We start from the raw sequence: 24909 nt of genomic DNA, 5'->3' as shown, positions 1-24909 counted from the left end.
GGCCTCTACTTGTGTGTTGCCGAACGCCGCTCCTGTATGGAAACCGACAGGTCGTCATTGGTGATGTTTGTGCGATCAGTGAGGATCGCTCTCTTTGCTGCTTCATCAGCAGCACGCGAAATCTCGGCCTGGCTGAGACCCGCTGTCATCTCGGCGGATACCTGCCAATCAATCTCACCTGTCTCGAATCCCACCAGACGTGTCTGCAAAATCTTCAGCGTGACCTCTTTGTCCGGAAGATTGTACTGAATGACGTCATCGAAACGGCGGAAAAGAGCGGGATCGAGCAACTCGACATGATTGGTCGCCGCGATAATCAGGCTATCACTCTCATCTTTCTCAAGGAACTGGAGATAAGAATTCAAGACGCGTCGTATTTCACCCACATCATTTCGTTCAGAGCGTCTGGCACCAATTGCATCGAATTCATCAAAGAAGTACACGCCGCGCGTTTCAGTCATCGCCTCAAAAATGACGCGAAGCTTTGACGCCGTCTCGCCCATGAACCGAGTAATCAGAGTATCGAAGACCACCGTGAAAAGCGGAAGGTGAAGTTCTCCTGCTAACGCAGATGCAGTCATCGTTTTGCCGGAGCCAGGCGGTCCGACAAGGAGCAGCTTCCGTCGCGGTTGTAATCCGCGCTCAAGAATCTTGTGTTGTTGACGTTGTTCGACGATGACGCGCTTGAGCTGCTGCTCCAGTTCATCGGTCAGTGCCATGCTTTTCAGACGGGTCTCTGAAAAGCTAACCGCGACCAAAGAAGCCAGTTCACCTTTGGGCTGTGCGATCGGAACAGGCTGCCTTGAGCGTTCCACCTTTCCGCTGCGTGCCTGGTCCACCAGTTCGCGCACCTGCTGCGCAACCTGACCATGGCCTTTCCGTGCCTCATGTGCAGCCACTTGCATGGCGATCGATAGAAACCGATCGTCGTCACGTGCGATGTGGCTCTTGAGGAGTGCTATGAGATGCTTCGAGGCCGTCATGTCCCGTCAATTTTTCCGTATTGGCCGTGCAATCTAGATACACTGATTCGAACTTGGGCACGGACGAGTGATGTCCCATATAGCCTATAGTTGCAGGTGTGCGCCATCATTCACTGTCACCATTTGGCTGCATCGAACACAAATCTTAGTGGCAAATACTTAACGCAATACTCGGCAAGCTTGTCGTAATCTGCGGGTACAAATTAATGTGTATTTGCACCGTCCGGATTCCAGTGTTCCGAACACAAGTGGGCTCAATTGAACGTCCGCCATTGGAAAACTGTGATCGGCCTTTCGCATCCGCAGCGAAAGACCGCAATCCTCCCAAGGCCGACATTCGCTTTCTTTCCTTCCGATGTCCGCTTTTTTGCTATAGCACGAAACCGGACTTTCGTGTTTCGGCAGTAGTACATCATTCTGGTGCTTGTTCACGAAAAAGGGAAAATTTTGCATTTTTGACATACTAGTATATAGTATTCTTGGAATTTCCCGAAAAAAAGAAATTTATAACAGAATTATATACCATGAGCGATTCGAACCTGCCACGAGGAAGAGCCCGGCTTGCCGCTGTGATACAGGCGGCAGGCGATGTCGTGCGCATCGAAAATGCGGCGCAGGCACTTGGTGTTTCGAGAAAAAGGGCGGCAAAGCTGCTCGCGCGCTGGACCGAGCAGGGCTGGCTGCGCCGCGTTGGCACCGGAATCTATGTGCCGGTACAGCTTGAACTGCTGGATTCGGAGCAGGTTCTGCAGGACCCGTGGATACTTGTTCCGGCCCTGTTTGCACCCGCCTATATCGGTGGCCGCACCGCTGCCGAACATTGGGACCTGACCGAGCAGATATTCCGTGACATCGTTGTCTTCACCGCGCGCCCTGTAAGGCAAAAAACGGTGGAGCGGCAAAGCGCTGCATTTACGCTTAAATATGTCCGTGAAGAGCTGATCTTCGGCACAAAGACCGTCTGGCGCGGCCAGACCCGCATTGCCGTTTCTGACATTCACCGCACGATCGTGGACATGCTCGACGGTCCCGCCGTCGGCGGCGGCATTCAGCACGTCGAAGATTGTTTTTCGCAGTACATGAAACGCAACGACCGTGATCCGGAAAAACTGATCGAATACGCAGACCGTCACGGCAACGGCGCGATATTCAAGCGACTCGGCTTTCTGGCCGAGCGACATCCGGACGGGCAGGTATTGGTCAAGCAGGCCAAGACCCGCTTGACCAAGGGCCATGCCAAGCTCGATCCCACGCTGGCGTGCGACCGACTGGTCACGCGCTGGCGGTTGCGCGTGCCGTCAAGCTGGCTGAAAGGCGGTACCCATGATCGGTAAGTCCGAATTACTCGGCATCGCCAGGGTGCTACGGCTTACGCCACATGTTGTTGAAAAGGACTATGCGCTCGGCTGGGCGCTTGCCGGTATCTTTGCTCATAAAGAGCTTAGCGATAGCTGGGTCTTTAAAGGTGGTACATGCCTGAAGAAGTGCTACTTCGAAACGTACCGGTTCTCCGAAGATCTGGACTTCACACTTAAGGGCGGCTCGCACTTCGATGAGGCATTCTTGAAGCGTGTCTTTGCGGAAATCGCGGACTGGACATACGAACAGAGCGGACTCGAATTCCCCGCCGACCTGCAGGACTTCGACATTTTTGAAAACCCGCGCGGCAACCCGAGTTGCCAAGGCAAGCTCAGTTATCGCGGCCCGGTTTCTCCAAGCTCCGGCGGACTACCCCGCATCAAGCTCGATCTTACCGCCGATGAGCGCCTTGTGCTCGCGCCCGTCAGGATACCGATCTTTCATCCATACAGCGATGCGCCCGATGGCGGCATCGAAGTGCTTTCATACGCCTACGAAGAAGCCTTCGGCGAAAAGGTGCGGGCGCTCGCCGAGCGGGCACGGCCGCGTGACCTCTATGATGTAATCAACCTTTTCCGCAATGAAGAAGCCCGTCCTGCTCCTGCCGTTCTGCTCGATGTCCTGGCCCAGAAATGCGAATTCAAGGGCATCTCCCTACCGCAAGACGGTGATCTCGACGGGCACAGAGGCGATCTTGAAGGATCCTGGGCCAACATGCTGGCGCACCAGCTTCCGGAGTTGCCGCCGGTAGACTCGTTCTGGAATGCGCTGCCGGAATTTTTCGCGTGGCTTGGCGGCGCAGCAGCACCGGCAATCCCGGCGGCCTACACAATGGCTGCCGGTGAAACCGTTCTCCGGGAGCGTACATTGCGCTTGCCGGTCAGCGGGCGCGCCCAGTCTGACCTGGAAGTCATCCGTTTTGCAGCTGCGAACCGGCTCTGTGTCGAACTCGATTACACCGACGAAAGTGGACGCCGCAGCACACGCCTTATCGAGCCCTATTCACTTCGGCGTACCCAGGATGAAAAAATCATCCTGCATGCCTGGAATGTCGACCGGGACCAACACCGCAGCTACCGTGTCGACCGGATACAGGGCGCGCGGACAACGAACCGTAGCTTTACCCCTCGCTATGCCATCGAATTGACGCCGAGTGGGCCAGTGTCGATTCCGCAGACCGATCGCTCGTCTTCAGGTTCACCAAGTGGCGGGTTTGGATCGATGCGCGCGCCTGTGCGGCGCGAAAGGCTCCGGCGCCGCCCCGCAAGGCGCTCGATTTCTTCTTTCGGGCCGACTTACGTCTATCAATGCGGGATGTGCGGCAAGAAATTCAACCGTAAGAAAATGGATGGTCGTCTGAACAAACACAAGGCACCCAGCGGTTTCCAGTGCAGCGGACGGACAGGATTTCTGGTCGATACGAAATACTGAACGCAATTGTCTGCTCTTGAGAAAGCAGCGCAGTTCATCAGCCTTGCCGACTATGCGGAACAGCTCGAATTCAGGTGTGCCTAACGCCTTGCATTCAACTAGGCCGGTGTCGTGGGGAGATCGCAAGGTTCGTCATGTCGACGACAATTGCGGTGGCATGTGGAAAGTCGTTCGCGCAGAACTGGCAACCAACAGAAGGATGGACGACGAAAATGTCGGGTGAGCGTACACAAGGGCTATAAGAGTATATCTCGCCTTGGGTAATCCTTTCCCGGTATGTGCCTAAGTTGGAAAGGTCCTGCCTATGAAGGAGAAAGACGACCGCGCGACGGCTGCTCCATCGCCGGCGAATGACAACGGCCCTGGACGGGAGGCGGTGCAAGAGGCTGAGCGGCATCTCAACACCATCGCCCGAGCCATCGGCCGCCATATCGCCCGCGAACAGGTCAGGATCCGGGAGCGGGAACGACGGAAGTGGGCGGCCAACGACAGTAAGGACCGGTCCGCCAACGGCGGGCGAAACGCTCCGGCGGGACGTTTGGAGGCCCGAAAGCCAGAGCGAGAGGGGCCGGACCCGGACGGATGAAATTTGTGTGTGAAAGAAAGGAAGTCCCATGACCCGCGTTGCGCTGTATGCCCGCTATTCCTCGGACAACCAGAGCGTTTCCTCCATCGAGGACCAGTTCCGCATCTGCCGGGACCAGGCGGCGCGGGAGAAGTGGAAGGTGGTGGGCGCCTACAAGGATGCCGCCATCTCGGGCGCCAGCGTCACCCTGCGGCCGGGCATCCAGGCGCTGCTGCAGGACGCGCAGGCGGGCAAATTCGACATGGTGCTGGCCGAGGCGCTCGACCGCATCAGCCGCGACCAGGCCGATGTCGCCATTCTCTACAAACATTTCAAGTTTGCCGGCGTGACGCTCATGACGCTCGCCGAGGGCGAAATCTCCGAACTGCATGTCGGCCTCAAGGGCACGATGAACGCCCTGTTCCTGAAGGATCTCGCCGCCAAGACCCATCGCGGCTTGCGCGGCCGGGTCGAAAACGGCAAGTCCGGCGGCGGCCTGTGCTATGGCTACGAAGTGGTCAGGCGTCTCAACGATAATGGCGAGTCGGTTACCGGCGAGCGCAGGATCAACGAGGCAGAAGCCGCCATCGTGCGCCGCATATTCCGTGAGTTCGCCGCCGGCAAGAGCCCCAGGGCCATCGCAACGGATCTCAACCTCGACAACATTGCCGGTCCCAATGGCAGGGCCTGGGGCGACACCACCATAAGGGGCCATGTCTGCCGCGGCACCGGCATTGTCAACAACGAACTCTATGCCGGGGTGCTGGTGTGGAACCGGCTGCGCTACATCAAGAATCCTGAAACCGGCAAACGCGTCTCGCGGGTCAATCCGCAGTCCGAATGGATCAGGGCCGAGGTTCCGGAACTGCGCATTGTCGACGATGAACTGTGGCAGGCTGCACGACAACGGCAAGAGGAAATCTCCAGACAGTTCGAAAATGTCACCAAGGGCGTGCGCGCCTACCGCGCCAGGCATGTCAACGAACTGCGCCGTCCTGCCTTTCTGTTCTCCGGGCTGCTCACATGCGGCTGCTGCGGGGGGAATTACGGCATCATCACCCGCGATCGTTATGGTTGTCTCAACCGTTACCGGCGCGGGACCTGCGACAATGGCCACACAATCCGGCGCGATGTCATCGAAGAGCGCATTCTTTCCGGCCTTACGGAAAAGCTGGTTTCCGCCGACAGGGTCGCCGAGGCCGTGCGCGCCTATTCCGAGGAACTCAACAAACAGAACCGCGAACGCCGGGCGCAGGTGGAACTCGACCGCAAAACGCTCGACAAGACCGAACGGGCCATTGCCGGGATCATGGCGGCAATCGAAGACGGCATGTACCAGCCAGTCATGAAGGCGCGGATGGAAGACCTCGAACGCCAGAAGACCGAAGTCTTGGCGCGGATGGAGGAAGCACCGGAAGACGTTCCCGATATCCATCCCAACGTTGCCGAGGTCTACAAGGCGAAGGTTGTCCGCCTCACGGAAGCGCTTGAGGATCCGGAATTTCGAACGGAGGCCGCTGACGCGATCCGTTCGCTCGTGGGCGAGGTGGTGATGTCGCCTGGCCCGAGGCGCGGCGCGGTCAATGCAGTGCTACGCGGTAAGCTGATGGGCATTCTCGACTTCGTTGCGGAACGGCGGAGGCACCATCAAGTCGAAGTTATAACAAAAGACATTGCGGGCCCCCGCAACCAAACAACAACCGCCCGCAAGGGCGGTTTTTTTGTGCCGCAGGTTTTCTCCTCCGCAATTCAGCAGGTGGCGCAGTGGATTGGACCGGCTGCCGGATTGCCGCCGGTGCGTGCGATCTGCTACACCTGCGACAGTATTGCTTGAACCGTTGATTTCATCGTCCCAGGGGCTGCGTATTTCAGCCGCGATCGTGAGAATTTCAGACGTATTGAGGACCCGATGCGCAGATCTCGATTGTCCGCGACTGTCCTGTTCGCCGCGCTGATAACCCTTTCCGCCTGCACCACGCATTTCAACGAATCGCAACAAACGACCATTGCCGAAGGGCCCGCACATTCGCAGTTCCCCTATAACCCGGTGGTCTACCATCTCGACCTTTCGATCCTCGCCTATCAGCTCTACGGGCAAACGCTGGTGTGGCCGTTCGATCCCTACTACGAGGAAGCGGAAGATGCGGGCGCACCCGCAACCGAGCTGACCGACAGGGTCCGGCAGTGGGCGGCCGCCACGGGGCGCCGGCAAATCAGACAAAAACCGTTTCTCGGCGGTTACCGCGGCCCGGGCCTGTTGAGCGGCTTTTCCGACAATCCGCTGCACGATCCGATCGTCTACCGGTATGACGGGCTCTACCCCTGGCAGGACACGCTGAACAATACCGGCGGAAAATGGGTCGATTACAAGACGCCCTCCGAAATCACCTCGCGGATTGCGTCCGTGCACATGTGCTACCGGCGGACCGGCCGTCCCGCGGGCGACATTGCCGTTCGGCACGTCGTGTCCAACCCCGCGGCCCGCGCTTCCGGGGCACGCGACATACTGCTCGCGTTCGAGGGCGGAACGGGCAACAAGGGCGAGGCGGACCAGCCGGCGTCGCAAAGCCTGATGGGCTTTGTCCTGATGCGCCGCCTGGACACGAGCGGCCGTTACGACATCCATATCGCTTTCCGGGGCAGCCGCGGCGGCTCCGTCGTGCACTCGATCCTGCGCGGTGCGAGCACCTCCCATGCATCCGGCAATCCGGACTGGATATCGGACCTTGGATACCGCCTTGTTCCGCCGCAGGACGGGGTGAGCGCGATCACGACCATCGGCACGGTCCACCGCGGCATCGCCCACAGCACGGAGGAGACGCTTCCGCGCCTGTTCAAGTGTCTTGAGACGGCGGCAGCGCTTTCATCGGGACGTCCGCCGGAAAACATCTATGTCACCGGGCACAGTCTCGGCGGCGGTCTTGCGCAGCACTTTTTGAGCGCGGTATTCATGGGCGACCGTTACGGCCCCTCTGCAGCCGGCGCCGCCATGCCGCGCAGCTTGCGCGACTGGCCGTGGCGGCAGGTCAAGCTGATCACCTATGGCGCACCGCGCGTGGGCAACGGCCTGTGGGCCGATACGCTGACCACCAAGTGGCTGGAATCCGATTACGATGCCGGCGGTCCGCTGCCCGTCGACCTGCAGGCGCTGAGCGTCGACGATCCGCGCATTGCGACAAGGCTGGTGGATGCAGACATGCCGGCCGGATACCGTGTCCTGATTTCGAACGATGCGATAACGACGGGCGCCTTTCCCGGCCCCGCCCGCTATCCGGTCGGCACAACCGTCTATGTCGACCGCATCGGGCCGCTGTCACTGGTCAGGCCCTACAGTCCGAAGTCCCACGATCCGGAGGTCATCCGCGACACGATGATCGCCAGGCTGGACGATCCGGCCATTCCGCCGGTCGCCTGGCGCTATTACGCCTTCGGCGCGGCGCCAACGGGAGGCATCAAAAGCCGGCCCGGGGGCGATACCGAATTGGCGGCGGTCGAAACCGAGATGCTGGACTACCGGCTGGCAAACAATCCGCATTTCAGCAAGCGGGTCTATGAACGGCGGGTGCGCCTGTTCAACAGCTTCCTCGACGGCTTGTTGAATTCGGCGGATTGATCAGACGCTATTCACCAGGATAGCCCGGAAATCGTTGACGTTGGTCAGGGTCGGGCCTGTCACCACCTGATCGCCGATCCGTTCGAAGAAGCCGTGGCTGTCATTGTCGGCAAGCATTGCCTTGGCATCCAGACCCTGTGCTGCGGCTTTCGGCAGGGTGTCGGGGCCGACGGTCGCGCCGGCGACATCGGCCGCGCCGTCCACACCGTCAGTATCGCAGGCGATGGCATGAATGCCCGGAGCGCCATCGAGGGCCAGGGCAAGTGCCAGGGCGTATTCGGCATTCGGACCGCCGATGCCGCTGCCGCGCCGCGTGACCGTGCATTCGCCGCCGGAAAGCAGCAGGCAAGGCGGATCGCCGGCGCCGCGCTTGGCCTGTGCGTCCAGGGCAAGCCGCGCGTGCTCAGCGGCGACGTCCCGTGCCTCGCCTTCAATCGCGTCGCCAAGCAGAACCGTTTCAATTCCCCGGCCCCGGGCCTGCCCGGCTGCCGCCTCGAGCGATTTCGAGGGTGCGGCGATCAGAATGTTGCTGGTCCGCGACAACAACTCGGAATCCGGCGCGAGAACGCCGCCGGCGGACGCCAGGACATCCTTCACCGATGCCGGCACCTCGATGCCGTGGCGCGCGAGGATCGTCGCCGCATCCGAGGGTTTGCTGCGGTCGCCGACCGTCGGCCCCGACGCGATGAAGGCGAGATCGTCGCCGGCGACGTCCGAGATGATCAGCGATGTCATCCGCGCCGGGTAGGCCGCGGCGGCGAACTGCCCGCCCTTGACCAGGCTCAGGTGCTTGCGGACCGTGTTCATCTCGTCAATCGGCGCACCGGAGGCAAGAAGACGCTCGTTGATCAGGCGCTTTTCCTCTAGCGATATGTTGCCGGCCGGCCGGACCAGCAAGGCGGAAGCGCCGCCGGATATCAGCGCCAGAACGTGGTCATCCTCGCCCAGGTCCCGTAGCATTGAGAGGAGCCGGCCGGTCGCCGACAGGCCGCGCGCATCGGGAACCGGATGCGAAGCCTCGACCACCTCGATGCCGGTGCAGGGGCGGGCATATCCGTCGCGTGTGATGACAAGCCCTTCGCAGGGGCCCCAGACGCTCTCGACCGCTTCGGCCATCCGCGCAGACGCCTTTCCGGCGCCGACAACCAGGGTACGACCAGCGGGCTTGTCGGGCAGATGGGGCGGAACGCAGAGCATTGGATCAGCCGCCGCAACGGCGCGGTCGAAGAGCTGCCGCAACAGTTTTTCGGGATCGCCGATGCTCATTCAGGCCTCTTGCGCTCCAAGGCTCGACTGCCGGGCAATCAGCTCGACGGTGTAGCGTTTTGTGTCAGGCGGGCGTTTGCCCTCGACCATCCAGTCCAGCATAGCCTCCGCCGCGTTTCTGCCAAACTGCGACGTATTGCAGCGCACGGAACTCAGACGCGGATAGACGAGCGAGCACTCCTCGATGTCGTCAAAGCCGACCAGACGGAAATCCCTTCCGGCCTCGATGCCGATCTCCGCAAACCCGCTCAACATGCCGAGGGCGACCAGGTCACTGAAGCACACTGCGGCGTCGATCCGGTTCTCGTCCTTCACGATCCTGCGCGCGATTTCCCGTCCGAATGCCCTGGAGGGCCGGCCGAAAAACGATCTCGGTTCAAATCCCCGGGACCTCATGACCGCATCGTAACCGGACATTCTTTCCAACGTTATCGGCCGGTCCTGCAGCCCGCCGACAAAGGCGATGCTGCGGCATCCAAGGCCGATGAGATGCTCCGCCGCCATGGCGCCGCCCGAGGCATAGTCGAGCGAGGCGAACGGGAAGATATCGGTTCTTTCATCGAGCTGCCGCAACACCTGCAGCGTCGGAATTGCCGCCATCCGAATGCGGTCGAATGCGCGGCAGTCGCCGCCATAGGCCGGCGAAATGACGAAGGCGGAAACGCCGTGCTCGATCATCGAATCGATGACCTGCGCCTGGATGTCGGGATCCTCGTCCGTGTTGGCAATGACTGTCGAATAGCCCTTGCTTGCGAAGGTCATCTGGGCGCTGGCGGCGAATTCGGTGAAAAACGGGTTGCGAAGATCGTTGATGATCAGACCGATCAGACCGGTCGAAGCACCGCGCAAGCCGGCCGCGGACCGGTTGTAGACATAGTTCAGGTCGGCCATCGATTTCTCGACGTCCTTGCGCGTGGATTCCTTGACCAGCGGAGAATTCTGCAGGACCAGCGAGACCGTCGACTTTGATACGCCCGCGTGCCTGGCAACATCAAGGATGGTCGGTCGTTTGCCCATTTCGGATCAGCCGATTCCGTGCAGTTTCAAGAGCAGGCCCATGCGTTCCTCGGCGATGTCAGGACGGGACAGGAGCCGGGCCCGGTCAGCGAGCCGGAAAACCTCGGCATAGTGCGTGATTTCCCGTGAGGACTGGAAACCCGCGGGCATGATGAAATGGCTCTGCGCATCGTTCAACCAGGCAAGGAACGCTATCCCCGCCTTATAGAACTGCGTCGGCGCCTTGAAGATCTCGCGGCTGAGGGGAACGGTCGGCTCGAACAGGGCGTGATAGGTCTCCATGTCGTTCACCGCCAGCGCTTCCAGCGCCTGGCTGGCAGCGGGCGCGATCGCGGCAAAGGCCCCGAGAAGAGCATGCGAGTGCCGCTCTCCGTCTCCGGCGATGAGATCGGCATAGTTGAAATCATCGCCGGTATAGAGGCGAACGCCGTCGGGCAGCCGCGCCCGGAAAGCCTCCTCATGTGCCTTGTCCAAAAGCGATATCTTGATGCCGTCCACCTTCTCGACGTTGCTTTCTATGATCGACAGCACCGCATCCGAGGCCGCATCCACGGTCTCGCCGCCCCAATAGCCGGTAAGCGCCGGGTCGAACATGTCGCCGAGCCAGTGCAGGATGGCGGGTTCCGAAACCTGTTGCAGCAGACGGCCATAGACTTCCGCATAGGTTTTCGCATCCGCGCCGATGGCCGGAAACGCCCGCGAGGCCATGATGATCACCTGGCCTCCCGCGGCCTCGATGGCCCCGATCTGTTCCTCGTAGGCTGCCCGGATTTCGTCCGCCGATTTCAATTCGGAAAGGATGATCTGATCGGTTCCGGCGCCGCAGGCGACGCGCGGCTTCAGCGGATGCGCCTTGGCTTCCTTCATCGTGCGTTCGATCAGTTCCTTCGCGGTCGGCCAGTCGACGCCCATGCCGCGCTGGGCCGTGTCCATCGCCTCGGCGAGCCCAAGCCCCTGGTCCCAGAGCCAGTGGCGAAACCGCATGGTGTTGTCCCAGTCGACGGCGGGCGGCGCCATCCAAGGATCGCGCTCGGCGATCGGATCCGATACCACGTGCGCCGCCGCGAATGCGGTGCGGGTCAGGGGTATCTCGGGCGCCCGCGGCTCCAGCGGGTTGCCGCGGAGGGAGTAGGCCTCCAGCCGGTTGTCGTGCGTAGGCAGGTTCAGCATGCGTGGCTCCGGTTGTTTACGGCGTCAGGCCGGTTGCGCGTCGACGGGGATATCAAGCACCAGGATGCCGTCGATCCCGCCGGTCGCATGGGCGACCAGTTTCGCGCCGAGGGTCTTGTGGTCCGGATGCGCCTGATAGGCCGCCAGGGCGTCCCAGTCTTCGAAATCGACGACAAATCCGTGCATATAGCCGCGCTCGATCTTCTCCGGGCTTTCGCTGCGCCCGGCGGTGATCGCGATCAGGCCGGGGACCTTGTCCTTTATGGCGCGGAGCTCGTCGAAGAGGCGCGAGACGGTTTCCTCGGGCACATCCTTGCGAAAGCGGATGAGGACGATATGGCGGATCATGCGGATATCCCGTTGTCATGGCGGATCATGTCGGCGGCCTTCTCGCCGATCATGATTGCCGCCGCGTTGGTGTTGGAGGAGATGACGTTCGGCATGATCGAGGCGTCCGCTATGCGCAGCTTTTCGATGCCGTTGAAGCGAAGCCGGGGATCGACGACGGCCGCCGGATCCGATCCCATGCGGCACGTCCCCGCCGGATGGTGGGACGTCTTTGAGTGCTCGCAGATGAAGGCGAAATAGTCGTCATCGGTCCTGACATCCGGCCCCGGCAGCCGTTCGGCCTTGATGAACGGCTTGAGGGGCGACTGCGCGAGGATCTCCTGCGTCAGCTTCAGGCCACGGATAGACATCTCCCGGTCCCGCGGATCCTCGAGATAGTTGGGATCGATCAGCGGCGCCTTTGCGGGATCGTCGCTCTGCAGCCGCACGGTTCCGCGCGATCTTGGACGCAGGTAGCAGGAATTGAGTGTCACGCCGCCGTCGGGCATTGCCGCGACGCCCGATTCGATGCCGGTTCCAAGACCGAGATGGAACTGAAGGTCGGGCGAGCGCGCTTCCCTGTCGGCATACCAGAAGCCGCCCGTTTCGAAGAGGCTGGAGGCGACGGGTCCGGTTTTGGCGAGCAGATATTGCAGGCCGGCGAGGGCCGACATGTGCGGTTTGGCATACCGGTCATAGGTGTGCGGACCGCTGACCTCGCAGATGCAGTAAAGATCGAGATGGTCCTGCAGGTTGGCGCCGATTCCGGGCTGATCGTAGACGGTCGCGATCCCGACCGAAGCCAGATGTTCCGACGGACCGACCCCGGAAAGCTGGAGCAGACGGGGCGAGCCGATGGCGCCGCAGGACAGGACGACTTCCGCATTTGCCGCAAGCCATGAGCCGTCTGCAAGCTCAACGCCGGTTGCGCGACCCTTTTCAACGGAAATGCGCCGGACCTGGACGCCGGTGCGGACATGCAGGTTCCTGCGTTTCCGGTTCGGCGAGAGATAGGCGATCGACGCGGAGGATCGGCGGGCATCGCGCTGGGTCAGCTGATAGTAGCCGACGCCATCCTGGATTTCGCCGGTCAGGTCATGGTTGCGCGGGATATCGAGTTCGCCGGCAGCCTCGAAATAGGCCTCGCAGATCGGCAGCGGCGCACGCGGCTGCGATACGCCGAGCGGTCCGCCCTTTGCGTGATACGCATTGTCGAACGTGTCGTTGTCCTCGGCCTTTTTGTAATAGGGCAGCACGTCCTCGTAGCCCCAGCCCTCGCAGCCCATTTGGCGCCATTCGTCGTAGTCGCGCGCGTTGCCGCGCGTGTAGATCTGCGCGTTGATGGAAGAGCCGCCACCGATGACCTTCGCCTGCGTATAGCGGAAAACCTTGTTTTTCATATGCGTTTGAGGAACGGTGTGCCATCCCCAGGAGCCGATTCCCTTGGTCATTTTGGCAAAGCCCGCGGGCAGATGATAAAACGGATGCCAGTCCCGGCCGCCGGCCTCGAGAAGCAGGACACTGACGGCCGGATTCTCCGACAGCCGTGCCGCGAGCACGGAACCCGCGCTGCCGCCACCGATGATGATGAAGTCGTAACCCTTGTCCATGACGGTTTCTCAGAGGCGCGCGATCGAGAGACCGCCGTCGACGGCGATCGATGATCCGGTGGCAAAGGCCATCTCGCCATTGGCGATGGGAACGACGCTGGCGCCGATATCCGCGGGCTTGCCCCAGCGTGCGGCGGGGACCAGCCCGCCCTCGATCCTTGCGGTGTATTTGTCCTTCACGCTCGCCGTCATGCCGGTTTCGATGATGCCGGGCCGCAGTTCGAAGACGCCGATGCCGTGCGGCGCGAGGCGAACGGCGAACAGCTCAGCCATCATCGCCGCGCCCGCCTTCGAGATGCAGTATTCGGCGCGCTCGATGGACACCATCGTGGCACTGACGGAGGTCACGAAGGTGATGGAACGGTAGGGATCGTCCGGCAGGTCCAGCATGCGCCGGGCCGCTTCCTGGGCCAGGAAGAATGCGCCGCGCAGGTTAACGCCGAGCACGAAGTCGAAGCTGTCCTGCTGAAGGTCGAGCATGTCGCCGCGAACCCTGGCCGGAACGCCGGCATTGGAAACCAGCGTCGATACCGGACCGAAATGTGACTCCACCTTGTCGAGAAGCCCGGCGTGGCGGTCGACGTCCTGCAGGTCGTGCGAAAAATAGGCCGCATCGGCCCCAAGGTGCGACAGCGCTTCCTCGACCTCGGGCGCCGTCTCCTTGCTGCGCGCCGCGAGCGCGACCTTGTATCCGGCGCCGATCAGCGCCTCGGCAATGCCGAGCCCGATGCCTTTCTGTCCTCCGGTCACGAGGGCAATCCTGCTCATTGCGCGAGCTCCTGCTTGATGGTCTCAGCGGCCCGGAGCGACAGCGCGGCGACCGTGAGGGCGGGGTTGACGGCGGCCGATGTCGGAAGGGCGCCGGCATCGGTCACGAAGAGGTTCGGATGATCCCAGGACCGGCACTCGGGATCGAGCACGGATGTCGCCGGATCATCGCCGAGACGGACCGTGCCGCACTGGTGGGACGGAACCCGGCCGTCAAACAGGCGCGACAGGACAAACGGAAAGCCCGCGGCCTTCAAGGCCTTTTTCGTCTTGGCGAGCAGTTTTTCATGCGCCGCCATGTTGGAGCGGCGCCAGATCAGCTGGACAGAGCCGTTCTTCAGAACCACGCGGTTTTCGGGATCGGGCAGATCCTCCGAAATGAGGTAGAGGTCGAGCGCGTGTCCGGAAATCCAGCGCGCGGCGATCATCGGCAGTTGCGGAACCTGTATCTTCAGAATGTCGGGCGTCACCCTTCCGAGCAACTGCACGTTTCCGAGCGGCTTTCCGCCATTGCCGTCAGACAGGTACCAGTCGTTGATGCCGAAGGTCTTCTGGTAGACCGCGTCGTTCCGGAACCCGGGATCGATGGCGATGGCCGCCGTTGCGTTGTGGTTCATGAAGCAGCGCCCGACATGGTCGGAACTGTTAGCGATCCCGGACCGCAGCAGCAGGGCGGCCGACTGGACGGCGCCGGCACACAGGGCCACGACCCCGGGGCGCAGCGTGTGCTCTTCGCCGTCCTTTTCGTAGACGACCTCGCCGATCCGCCGGTTGTCGGAGCCGATCCTGAGACCGGTCACACGCGCGCCGGTGATCAATTCGACATTGTCGTGGGCGAGCGCCGCCGCCAGGCCGCAGGTCTCGGCGTCCATTTTCCCGCATCTCTGGTCGGGATAACCGTCCCAGCCGGTATTGCCGGCGGCAAGCCAGCGATCGATATCGACTCCCAGCGGAAGGCAGAACGGCCGCACCCCGGCGTTTTCCAGGCGCTCCCTTGCCCCTTTGACCGCCGGTTCGTCCGGCACCGGCGGAAAAGGGTAGGGCGCGCCGTGCGGCGGCTCCGTCGCATCGGATTGCGCATCGCCACGGACCTCGTAGAGCCGCTCGGCGGCGTCATACCAGGGCGCCATTTCATCGTAGCGAAAAGGCCAGGCCGGGGAAACGCCGTCATAGTGCTCCATTTCGTCGAAATCCGCCTCGCGGTAGCGGATGAGCACGGCGCCGTAGAGCTTCGAATTGCCACCGACATTGTAGTAGTTGCCGGGTTCGAACGGGCGCTCCTCCTCGTCCAGCCATGTCTCGCGGGAGCGGAAGGCGCTGTTGGTGTAGATGCGCCAGGGATCGCGCGCCGGCGCGCTGTCCGGAATCCGGTGGCCACGCTCAAGGATTGCAATGCGCGCGCCGGACGGCGCAAGGCCGGCGGCGAGCGTCGCGCCGCCCATGCCGCTGCCAATGATCACGATATCGGGCGCATTGCTCATCGGTCAGGCGATCCGCTGCTCGCTTTCGGGATCGAAGGCGACGGCCTTTTCCATGTTGAAGGCGAACGGGAAGACGTCGCCGGCCTTGACCGCGACATCGGCGCGGAAGCGCCCGGTTACGTCCTTTCCGCCGATCTGGCTGACGACGAAGGTATCGGACCCGGCGGGTTCGGTGACCTCGACCGGCGCCTCGACGATATGGATTGCCTTGGAATTGCGGTCCGCGCCGTCGCGGTCGGTTATCGCTTCCGGGCGGATGCCGAGGACGATATCACGCCCGACACTTGCCGACATGCGATCGCCGGCAAACGGAATGGTCGCGGCACTGCCGTTCGCCAGGCTGATTTCGGCTGCCGCGGCGCCGTTGGCCGACACGACCTTCGCCGGAAACAGGTTCATCGAGGGCGAACCCATAAAGCCGGCGACGAACATGTTGGCCGGGTTGTCGTAGATCTCCTTGGGCGTTCCAAGCTGCTGCACGTAGCCGCCGAACATCACCGCGATGCGGGTCGACAGCGTCAGGGCCTCGATCTGGTCGTGGGTGACATAGACGATCGTCGTTCCCAGTTTCTGATGCAGCTTCTTGATTTCCGTGCGCATGTCGACACGCAGCTTGGCGTCGAGATTCGACAGCGGCTCGTCGAACAGGAAAACGTCAGGCTCGCGCACCAGAGCGCGGCCCATCGCGACGCGCTGGCGCTGGCCGCCGGAGAGCTGACCGGGCTTGCGGTCGAGCAGGTGGCTGATCTGCAACAGGTCCGCCACCTGGCCGATCCGCTTCTCGCGCTCGGGCTTGGCGATGCCGTGCATCTCCATGCCGAAGGCGATGTTCCCCTTCACCGTCATGTTCGGGTAGAGCGCGTAGGACTGGAACACCATGGCAATGTTGCGGTCCGCCGGCTTGACGCCGTTCATGCTTCTGCCGCGGATGGCGATCTCGCCCGAGGTGATGGCCTCCAGGCCGGCGATCATGTTGAGCAGGGTTGATTTGCCGCAACCGGAAGGGCCGACGAGAACCAGGAACTCGCCCTCCTCGACGGCGATGTTCGTTTCGTGAAGGACCTTGACGGAACCGTAGGTCTTCGTCGCCTGTTTGATATCGAGAAAGCCCATTTTTCTATCCTTTTACGGAGCCAGCCATCAGGCCGCGGACAAAGAAGCGTCCGGCGACGATGTAGACGAGGAGTGTCGGCAGTGCGGCCATGATCGCTCCGGCGAAGTGAACGTTGTATTCCTTCACGCCGGTCGACGACTGGACCAGATTGTTCAGCGCGACGGTCATCGGCTGACTGTCGAAATCGGAGAAGGATGCGCCGAACAGGAAGTCGTTCCAGATGTTGGTGAACTGCCAGATGATGCAGACGACCGCAATGGGGCCGGAAGACGGCAGCAGGATGCGCCAGAAGATCGTGAAGAAGCCGGCGCCGTCGATCTGGGCGGCACGCACCAGTTCGGTCGGGAAGGCGGCGTAGTAATTGCGGAAATAGAGCGTCGAGAAACCGATGCCGTAGACGAGGTGGACGAAGACGAGGCCCGGGACCGAGCCGGCAAGCCCCATCAGGCCGAGCATCCGCGCCATCGGGATGAGCACCATCTGGAAGGGGATGAAACAGCCGAAGAGCAGCAGGCCGAAGAGGATCGTCGAGCCGCGGAATGCCCATTTGGTCAGCACGTATCCGTTGAGCGCGCCGAGCAGGGTCGAAATCGCGACCGCCGGGACCACCATCAGGATGGAATTGATGAAATAGGGGCGAAGGCCCGTCGCCTCGACGCCGACCTGCGCCGTCGACCAGGCGCTTCCCCAGGGGGCCAGCGTCCATTGCTGCGGCAGCGCCATCATGCCGCCGGCGGTAATCTCCGACAGCGGCTTGAGGGAATTCACCACCATCACGTAGAGCGGCAAGAGATAGTAGATGCAGAAGATCGCCAGGATCGCATAAAGGACGATCCGCGCCGGGCTGAACTGAAAGAGCCGGCTGCGGTTCTCGACGGCGGGGGCGGCCGTGGCGCCAGTTTCGACGGAGGGAGCCGTTGACATTATCTCTTCTCCCTCAGTTCCGACCACAGATAGGGAACGATGATCGCCGCGATGGTCATCAGCATGATGACAGCAGACGCCGCGCCGATGCCCATCTGGTTGCGGGTGAATGTGTAGGAATACATGAAGGTCGCCGGCAACTCGGTGGCCGTTCCCGGCCCGCCTCCCGTCAGGGCAATCACCAGGTCGTAGGACTTGATGGCCATGTGGGCGAGCACGACGAACGCCGACATGAATGCGGGGCGAAGCTGCGGTATGACGATCCGCCGGTAGAGCGCGAATGTCGATGCGCCGTCGATCTGGGCGGCCTTCATCATTTCGCTGTCAATGCCGCGCAGGCCGGCGAGGAACATCGCCATGACGAAACCGGAGGTCTGCCAGACGGCGGCAATGACGATGGTGTAGATCGCCATCTCGCGGTCCTTGATCCAGCCGAAGGTGAAGCTCTCCCAGCCCCAGCCCCGAACGACGGCCTCCAGGCCGATGCCGGGATCGAGGAACCATTTCCAGGCGACGCCGGTCACGATGAAGCTCAGGGCCATCGGGTAGAGATAGATGGTGCGGATGAAGCCCTCGGCGCGGATGCGCTGGTCGAGCAGGATCGCCAGCAAAAGGCCGAGCGCACAGCAGATGATGATGTAGAGCGATCCGAAGATGATGAGATTCGTGACCGCCGTATCCCAGGCGCGAATGCGAAACAGGTTCTCGTAGTTCTGCCACCCGACCCAGCCGAATTGCGGCAGGATGCGGCTGTTGGTGAAGGACAGGTAGAACGTGAAGACAATGAAGCCGTAGACGAAGATGGCGACGATCGCCACCGTCGGGCTCAGAACCAGCTTGGGCAGGGCGTCGCGCAGCCGGTCAACGGGACCGGGGCGTGTTGCCGTCTCTGTAAAGGCCATCTTGGATCTCCCGGGGGTGAGAGGCGGCCAAACCCGGCCGCCTCCCGGTACTCTAAGATCACTTGTTGATCTGGACTGCGGTTACGAGTTCCTCGACCGCCGTCGCGCTGTCGTATTCACCGTTGAAGTGCGCGGTGATGACATCGTACATGGCGTTCTTGATCGCAGCCGGATTGGCATGGCCGTGAGCGAAGGAACCGTACAGGTTGCCGCTCGCGGCAGCCGCCTTGAATTCCTCGTAGCCCTGCTGTCCGCAGGCATCGAGCTCGGCAACATCAAGGTCGGTGCGCGCCGGAACGGAGCCCTTGACCTTGTTGAAGGCGATCTGGAAGCCCGGAGACAGGATTGCCGATGCGAGGGCCGCCTGCTGATCGGAGACCTTGCCTTCCTGATCGAACATGGCGAACTGGTCGGAGTTGAAGGTCACCTGCTGCTGGGTGCCGGGGAAGCGATAGCACAGGAAGTCCTGGCCCGGCGTCTTGCCGGCATTGAGGAACTCGCCCTTGGCCCAGTCGCCCATCAGCTGGAATGCGGCATCGCCATTGATCACCATGGCCGTGGCGAGGTTCCAGTCGCGTCCGGAGAAGTTGTCATCGACAAAGCCGCGCAACGTGGCCATGCGGTCGAAAGCCTCCTTCATGGTGTCGGAACCCAGCGTGTCCTCGTCGAGTTCGACAAAGGCCTTCTGGTAGAATTCCGGACCGCCCGCGGCCATGGCGACGGCGTCGAAGATGGTTGCTTCCTGCCAGGGCTGGCCGCCATGGGCCAGCGCGGTGTAGCCCGCGTCCTTGGCTTTCTGCATCGCCGCGACGAATTCGTCCCAGCTTTGCGGCTGGGATATGCCGAGCTCGTCCATGATCGCCTTGTTGGCCCAGACCCAGTTCGTCGAGTGGACATTCACCGGCGCGGCGACCCACTTGCCGTCATGGGTGGCGAATTTCTGCAGGGCGGCGGGGATGACGTCGCCCCACTTGTTCTGGTCGGCAAGGGCATTCAAGTCCGCCAGGGCGCCTTCCTTGGCCCAGTCGGTGATGTCGAAGCCGAGCATCTGCACCGCCGTCGGCGCGTTGCCGGAGGTTACGCGTGCCCGCAGGACGGTCATGGCCTGCGTGCCGCCGCCGCCGGCAACGGGCATATCCTGCCAGCCGATGCCCTGGCCGGAAAGGTCGTCTTTCAGAACGTTGAGAGCAGCGGCCTCACCGCCCGATGTCCACCAGTGCAGAACCTCCACGTCCGCCGCCTGGGCGCAGGTGGCAGCCGCGAGAGCAGTGGCGGCAGTTAGTGTCGTTGTCAAAATACGCATGGAATACCTCCCTGGTTTGCGCAATCTTTATGTCCACCGCAGACCATCATGCTGTCTGCGGTTCGATCCAAGGCGCGCGCGTGCGGCCGATCCGCATTGCGACTGTTTTCGCCTCGAGAAACTCTTCCAGTCCGTAGCGGCCAAGCTCCCGGCCCTGGCCGCTTTCCTTGACGCCGCCGAAAGGCATTTCGGCAAAGCCGTCCATCCATGTGTTGGTCCAGACGGTGCCGGCATGCGCACGTCGCGCAAATTCGAGGCACGTGTGGACGTTGTCGCTCCAGACGCCGGCCGACAAACCGTATTCGGCATCGTTGACCAGTGCAATTGCTTCATCGAGCGTGTTGAATGTCAATACCGACAGGACCGGCCCGAACACCTCTTCGCGCGCGATCGACATGTTGCCACTGACATTAGCGACGACGGTCGGCTGGTAGAACTGGCCGTTCAAGCCGGGAACGGGAAGGCCGCTTCCACCGAGCCGGATGTCCGCGCCGCCGGCCGCCGCATCGCGGACATGGCGGTCGATCTTTGCGTGGTGCTCGGGGGTTATGATCGCGCCGACCTTGGTCGCGGGATCCAGCGGGTCGCCGAACGGTACCCGGCGCGACAGGTCCACGGTGCGGGCGACGAATTCGTCGGCAATATCCTCATGGACGATGATGCGCGATCCGGAGTTGCAGCATTCACCGGCGTTGAAATAGACGCCGAAGACCACCGCGTCGAGCGCATCCTGCAAATCGGCATCGGGAAAAATGACCTGCGGGTTCTTGCCGCCGAGCTCCAGCGAGACCTTCTTGAGCGTTCCGGCCGCCGCCGTCACGATCGCCTTGCCGACGCCGGTGGAGCCGGTGAAGGTCACCATGTCCACCCGCGGGTCCGCCGTCATGGCCATGCCGACGGGATCGCCATGGCCCAGGACAATATTGACGACGCCGGCGGGCACCCCGGCCTCGACAATCAGTTCGCCGAGGATCACCGTGGTGGCCGGCGTCATCTCGGAGGGTTTTATGACCGCGGTGCAACCGGCAGCGAGTGCAAAGGGCAGCTTCTGCGAAACGATGAGGAACGGAAAGTTCCACGGCGTGATGATGGCGGCCACGCCGACCGGTTCCCTCAGAACCAGGCCGAGCATGTCGCTTCCGAGCGAATTGTGGCTCTCACCGTGCATCGTGCGCGCCAGAGAGGCCGCGTAGCGCCACAGGTCCGCGGCGCCCTCGATTTCCGATTTCGCCTGGCTGATCGGTTTTCCGGACTCCAGCGTCTCCATCAGCGCGATCCGGTCGCGCTCCCGGTCGATCAGGTCGGCGACCCGCAACAGCAGAGTTGCGCGCTCCTTGCCGCTGGTGCTGGACCAGGTGCCCTTGTCGAAGGTGGATCGTGCGGCGGATACAGCCCTTTCAACATCCTCGGAGCCACCCTTGCTTGCCAGCGTGACCACCGATCCGTGCGAAGGCGAAACGCGCTCGAACGTCGCGCCGTCCGCGCTCGTGCGCCACTCGCCGTCGATGAGATGCCGTGCGACGAATGGCTGCGCTGGAATGGCCCTGTCGCCGGCGGCGACAACATTGAAATCCGTCATGCTCATTTGCCCGAAAAATCCGGTTTGCGTTTCTCGCGGAAGGCAGTGACGCCCTCATCGCGATCGTCGGTCGGGGAAATCATGCCCGCCCCCAGTGTCTCGATCATCGCGCCGCGATCCTCGCCGGCCGCCGCGTGGATCATGTATTTCGCAACCTCGATGGACCGGGGCGACTTGTCGGTGAGGCTTTCCGCCATGGCCATTGCCGCCGTGCGCGGATCGTCCGACAGTTCGGCCACGAAACCCGACGCAAGGGCGCGCTCAGCGGACAGGCGGCGGCCCATCAGCGCCATCTCTTTCACGAGAGGTTCGCCCAGCAGGCGAATTAGGCGCTGGGTGCCCGACCAGCCCGGAACGATCCCGACCCCAGCTTCGGGGAGCGCAAGCGTTGCATCAGGCGCCATGATGCGGATGTCGGCGGTCGCGGCGAATTCCAGTCCGCCGCCGAAAGCGTGTCCCGCGATTGCGGCGATGGTCGGCCGGGACAGGCGCGCGAGGCGGTCGAACACCCGGTGGCCGTCGCGGACCCAATGCCTGGCGAAATCCCACGGCTCCAGTTCCGACCAGGCAGTTATGTCGGCGCCGGCGCAAAACGCCCGGCTCTTTTCGGCGGAGATCACCACCGCCCGGACGGCGCCGTCTCTCTCCAGTTCCGCACAATGATTATCCAGCGCCTCCAGCATTTCGACGGTGAATGCGTTGAGTTTCGCCGGATTGTCGAGGCGCAGTTCGGCGACGGCGCCGTGCCGGATGAGATGCAGCGCGCTCACAGGTTCAGCTCCATGGGCGCGCTGCCGAGCAGCGCCTTCGGCATCTCGATCGGGTCGGCGGCGAGCCGCACGCGGCCCTTCGATGCATCGACAATGTCCTTGTCAGGATTGATGCCGGGCATGATCTCGGTGGCGACCAGCCCGTTCTCCGTCAGCCGGATAACGCAACGTTCCGTCACGTAAAGGACGTCCTGTCCGGTCTCCCGGGCCCGCCGGCCGGAAAACGTGACATGCTCCACCTCGTCCACCATCTTGGTGAATTTCCCGGGGGACCTGACGGTCATGCCGTCGTCGGCCAGGTGCAGGTCCGCGCCTGCTTCGAAAAGGCCGGAAAAGACGATCTTCCTCGCGTTGGCGGTGATGTCGACAAATCCGCCGCAGCCGGCCGTAAGGTACGGCTTCTTGCCCAGCTTGGAGACGTTGACATTGCCTTCGCGGTCAATTTCGAGAAACGACAGGAACGAGACGTCGAAACCGCCGCCCTGGAAGTAGGTGAACTGTTGCGGGGAGGGCACATAGGCGTCGGCATTGGATGCGCAGCCGAAGGCGAAACCGGTCAGCGGCATGCCGCCGGTGGCGCCTTGTTCGATGGCCCAGGTCACAGCCTGTTCCTTGCCCGCCTGCAAGAGGATGCGCGGCACCATGGCCGATATGCCGAAACCGAGATTGGCGGTCTGTCCGGTTTTCAATTCCATTGCCGCACGCCGCGCCACGACGCTCTCGACGCCGTGTTCGGCGAGGGTGAAACTCGACCAGGGCCGCATGATCTCGCCGGCGATCGCCGGATCATAGGCGGTCTCCGTCGTCTGGAGCTGATGCGGATCGACGACGATCAGGTCGACGAGATGACCGGGCACACGCACATCATGGGGGCGCAGCGAGCCGCAGGCCGTGACCCGCTTGACCTGCGCGATGACCAGGCCGCCGTGATTGCGCACGGCTATCGCCTGTTCCAGGCCGCCGAGATAGGCGCCCTCGTGCTCGTAGGTCAGGTTGCCGCGCTCGTCCGCCGTGGTCGCCCTAATGATCGCGACGTCGGGGACGATATTGGGGAAGTGAAGCCAAGTCTCTCCGCCCATTTCCACCCGCGCGACGATCGGCCTTTGCGCCGCCGTCTCGTTCATGGCGCATCCCTGGCGAACGGGATCGACAAATGTGTCGATGCCGACCTGCGTCATGACGCCGGGGCGCCTGGCCGCGACGTCGCGGTGCATGTCGAAGAGAATGCCGGAGGGCACATTGTAGGCGGCGACGCGCTCCTCGACGAGCATCCGCCAGATCTCGGGCATCGGCAGCGAGGACGGCCCCGACGGATAAGAGCCGGCAATGATGGTGGAGAGCAAACCGTCCCGGGCGATATGATCGATGCCCTTGATGCCGTACATGTCGCCGGCCGCGATCGGGTGGAGCGTCGTAATGTTCCTCGGATGTCCCTCCCGCTCGAAACGGTCGCCGATCGCCTGCAGAACCTTGTCCGGGCATCCGAGCCCAGACGAAGACGACACGGTCACCACCGCACCGTCCGCGATGCGGCTTGCTGCTTGCCCGGCAGAGACGACTTTGGCGACCATCGGCTAGAAGCCCCCGTAATCGACGTCGACGGCCCTGCCTGTTCTCGCCGCTTCTCGAACGGCCAGCGCAACCGCCAGCGACTTTATGCCGTCGACCCCGTCCGCAGAGGGGCGCCCCCGGCCTTCGACGGCCGCCTGGAAAAGCCCGAGCGAGCGGATGTACAGGTTGTGCGTCTCAAACGGTATTTCATGCTGGCCGGCCCCGTCGACGAGCCGGATCTCGCCCACCGGCTGCTGGGTCATGACATCGCGTGCAATGACGGATCCTTCGGTTCCATGGAACTCGACCCCGGTCCCGGCAAAACGGTGGGTGAAGCTCTCGTGGGTCTCGACCATGATACCGGAGGGCATTGTCCAGACGGACATGACGCTGTCTTCCACACCCTCGCCCATTCCGGAGATGCCTGCTTGCGCGACGACCATTGCGGGATCCTCGTCGAGATGGAAGCGGATCGTGTCGGCGTCATGGACAACGATGTCCGGGATCACACCGCCGCCCGCGGCGGCGTCGTTGATCCGCCAGCCCCGCAATTGTTCGGGCAGGTTGACCGCGTGGAAAACACGGGCGCTCAGAACGTCACCAATACGGCCCGTTGCGATCAGTTCCTTTATCGCAAGGTGCGAACCCGCGTTGCGCAGGTGGTGGTTGGTGGCAAACACGACGCCCTTTTCCGAAGCGGTGCGAACCATCTCGATCGCCTCGTTCAGGCTCATTGCCAGCGGCTTCTCACACAGGACATGCTTGCCCGCCGCTATGGCGGCAAGCGCCTGCGGGTGGTGCTTCTCATTGGTCGTGGAGATGTAGACGGCGTCCAGGTCGGGATCGGCAAGCAGCGCATCGAGATCGGTATGGCTTCGCGCGATGTTGTTTTCTTCAGCGAATTCCCGGCCGCGTGCCGCGCTGGAACTGAGGACCGACAGGATTTCCGTATCCGCCTGCGCCCGGATCGCATCGATCATGAAACCGGACGCAATTCTGCTCGCGCCAACGAGGCCCCAACGCATAAAATCCTCCCGGTTTGGTATTTGGATCGTTCCAATTGTTAAATCTGAATTACTGGAACGTTCCAATAATGTCAAGCAGTCGATTTTCGTCAGGGCGTCGAAAAATGCGGGAAATGCAAAGAAGCGGCGCGATTTCGGGCGTTTATCCCCG

General features: G+C 62.4%; 20 protein-coding genes. 4 read left to right on the top strand and 16 right to left on the bottom strand.

Annotation, left to right across the window (positions count from 1 at the left end; translation table 11 throughout):
• Positions 1 to 5 precede the first annotated feature (5 nt).
• Complete coding sequence (locus E4M07_RS26340; protein ID WP_136661405.1) at positions 6 to 983, bottom strand: AAA family ATPase; 978 nt, start codon at positions 981 to 983, stop codon at positions 6 to 8.
• Positions 984 to 1462: 479 nt separating this feature from the next.
• Here E4M07_RS26340 and E4M07_RS26335 point away from each other — a divergent pair, with 479 nt between their 5' ends.
• The 4 genes from E4M07_RS26335 to E4M07_RS26315 all read left to right on the top strand — a co-directional run bounded on the left by E4M07_RS26335 (position 1463) and on the right by E4M07_RS26315 (position 7951).
• Positions 1463 to 2317 (top strand): type IV toxin-antitoxin system AbiEi family antitoxin domain-containing protein, encoded by an 855-nt coding sequence (locus E4M07_RS26335; protein WP_246660624.1) that lies wholly within the window; start codon positions 1463 to 1465, stop codon positions 2315 to 2317.
• Positions 2307 to 3773: a nucleotidyl transferase AbiEii/AbiGii toxin family protein gene (locus E4M07_RS26330; RefSeq protein ID WP_136661404.1), complete on the top strand. Its 1467-nt coding sequence runs from the start codon at positions 2307 to 2309 to the stop codon at positions 3771 to 3773. The genes E4M07_RS26335 and E4M07_RS26330 overlap by 11 nt, the downstream gene beginning before the upstream one ends.
• A gap of 614 nt (positions 3774 to 4387) precedes the next feature.
• Positions 4388 to 6172, top strand: coding sequence for a recombinase family protein (locus E4M07_RS26320; protein WP_136661402.1), 1785 nt, complete (start codon positions 4388 to 4390; stop codon positions 6170 to 6172).
• Positions 6173 to 6262: 90 nt separating this feature from the next.
• Entirely contained in the window at positions 6263 to 7951 is a 1689-nt protein-coding gene (locus E4M07_RS26315; RefSeq protein WP_169054412.1) for a hypothetical protein, read from the top strand.
• Here E4M07_RS26315 and E4M07_RS26310 read toward each other — a convergent pair whose 3' ends face one another.
• Genes E4M07_RS26310 through E4M07_RS26240 form a run of 15 tightly spaced genes read right to left on the bottom strand, consistent with a single transcriptional unit; the run spans position 7952 to position 24758 of the window.
• On the bottom strand, positions 7952 to 9217 hold the full coding sequence (locus E4M07_RS26310; protein ID WP_136661400.1) for a glycerate kinase: 1266 nt from the start codon (positions 9215 to 9217) through the stop codon (positions 7952 to 7954).
• Positions 9218 to 10234 (bottom strand): LacI family DNA-binding transcriptional regulator, encoded by a 1017-nt coding sequence (locus E4M07_RS26305; protein WP_136661399.1) that lies wholly within the window; start codon positions 10232 to 10234, stop codon positions 9218 to 9220. It lies immediately after the preceding gene.
• A 6-nt stretch (positions 10235 to 10240) separates the two neighbouring features.
• Complete coding sequence (locus tag E4M07_RS26300; RefSeq protein ID WP_136661398.1) at positions 10241 to 11404, bottom strand: dihydrodipicolinate synthase family protein; 1164 nt, start codon at positions 11402 to 11404, stop codon at positions 10241 to 10243.
• Between the two features lie 24 nt (positions 11405 to 11428).
• On the bottom strand, positions 11429 to 11752 hold the full coding sequence (locus tag E4M07_RS26295) for a Dabb family protein (protein WP_136661397.1): 324 nt from the start codon (positions 11750 to 11752) through the stop codon (positions 11429 to 11431).
• A complete protein-coding gene (locus tag E4M07_RS26290) occupies positions 11749 to 13341 on the bottom strand; it encodes a GMC family oxidoreductase N-terminal domain-containing protein (protein WP_136661396.1) in 1593 nt (530 codons plus the stop codon). The genes E4M07_RS26295 and E4M07_RS26290 overlap by 4 nt, the downstream gene beginning before the upstream one ends.
• 9 nt (positions 13342 to 13350) lie before the next feature.
• The gene (locus E4M07_RS26285; protein WP_136661395.1) at positions 13351 to 14109 is read right to left on the bottom strand and encodes a 3-ketoacyl-ACP reductase; all 759 of its coding nucleotides are present in this window, start codon (positions 14107 to 14109) and stop codon (positions 13351 to 13353) included.
• Entirely contained in the window at positions 14106 to 15590 is a 1485-nt protein-coding gene (locus E4M07_RS26280) for a GMC family oxidoreductase (protein WP_136661394.1), read from the bottom strand. Before E4M07_RS26280 ends, E4M07_RS26285 begins: the two co-directional genes overlap by 4 nt.
• Positions 15591 to 15593: 3 nt before the next feature.
• The gene (ugpC, locus tag E4M07_RS26275) at positions 15594 to 16703 is read right to left on the bottom strand and encodes a sn-glycerol-3-phosphate ABC transporter ATP-binding protein UgpC (RefSeq protein ID WP_136661393.1); all 1110 of its coding nucleotides are present in this window, start codon (positions 16701 to 16703) and stop codon (positions 15594 to 15596) included.
• A 4-nt stretch (positions 16704 to 16707) separates the two neighbouring features.
• Positions 16708 to 17628 (bottom strand): carbohydrate ABC transporter permease, encoded by a 921-nt coding sequence (locus E4M07_RS26270; RefSeq protein WP_206057405.1) that lies wholly within the window; start codon positions 17626 to 17628, stop codon positions 16708 to 16710.
• The gene (locus E4M07_RS26265; protein WP_136661392.1) at positions 17628 to 18530 is read right to left on the bottom strand and encodes a sugar ABC transporter permease; all 903 of its coding nucleotides are present in this window, start codon (positions 18528 to 18530) and stop codon (positions 17628 to 17630) included. Before E4M07_RS26265 ends, E4M07_RS26270 begins: the two co-directional genes overlap by 1 nt.
• Before the next feature lie 58 nt (positions 18531 to 18588).
• Entirely contained in the window at positions 18589 to 19833 is a 1245-nt protein-coding gene (locus E4M07_RS26260; protein WP_136661391.1) for an ABC transporter substrate-binding protein, read from the bottom strand.
• Positions 19834 to 19879: 46 nt separating this feature from the next.
• The gene (locus tag E4M07_RS26255) at positions 19880 to 21412 is read right to left on the bottom strand and encodes an aldehyde dehydrogenase family protein (RefSeq protein WP_136661390.1); all 1533 of its coding nucleotides are present in this window, start codon (positions 21410 to 21412) and stop codon (positions 19880 to 19882) included.
• A gap of 2 nt (positions 21413 to 21414) precedes the next feature.
• Complete coding sequence (locus E4M07_RS26250) at positions 21415 to 22182, bottom strand: enoyl-CoA hydratase/isomerase family protein (protein ID WP_136661389.1); 768 nt, start codon at positions 22180 to 22182, stop codon at positions 21415 to 21417.
• Positions 22179 to 23753, bottom strand: coding sequence for a CoA-transferase (locus E4M07_RS26245; RefSeq protein ID WP_136661388.1), 1575 nt, complete (start codon positions 23751 to 23753; stop codon positions 22179 to 22181). The genes E4M07_RS26250 and E4M07_RS26245 overlap by 4 nt, the downstream gene beginning before the upstream one ends.
• 3 nt (positions 23754 to 23756) lie before the next feature.
• Positions 23757 to 24758 (bottom strand): Gfo/Idh/MocA family oxidoreductase, encoded by a 1002-nt coding sequence (locus E4M07_RS26240; RefSeq protein ID WP_136661387.1) that lies wholly within the window; start codon positions 24756 to 24758, stop codon positions 23757 to 23759.
• Between the last annotated feature and the right edge of the window lie 151 nt (positions 24759 to 24909).

The sequence above is a fragment of the Nitratireductor sp. XY-223 genome, from assembly GCF_004959855.1.
Lineage (GTDB): Bacteria > Pseudomonadota > Alphaproteobacteria > Rhizobiales > Rhizobiaceae > Hoeflea_A.
The sequence above is the reverse complement of the archived record's forward strand: the minus strand, read 5'-3'. Positions and strand labels throughout refer to the sequence as shown.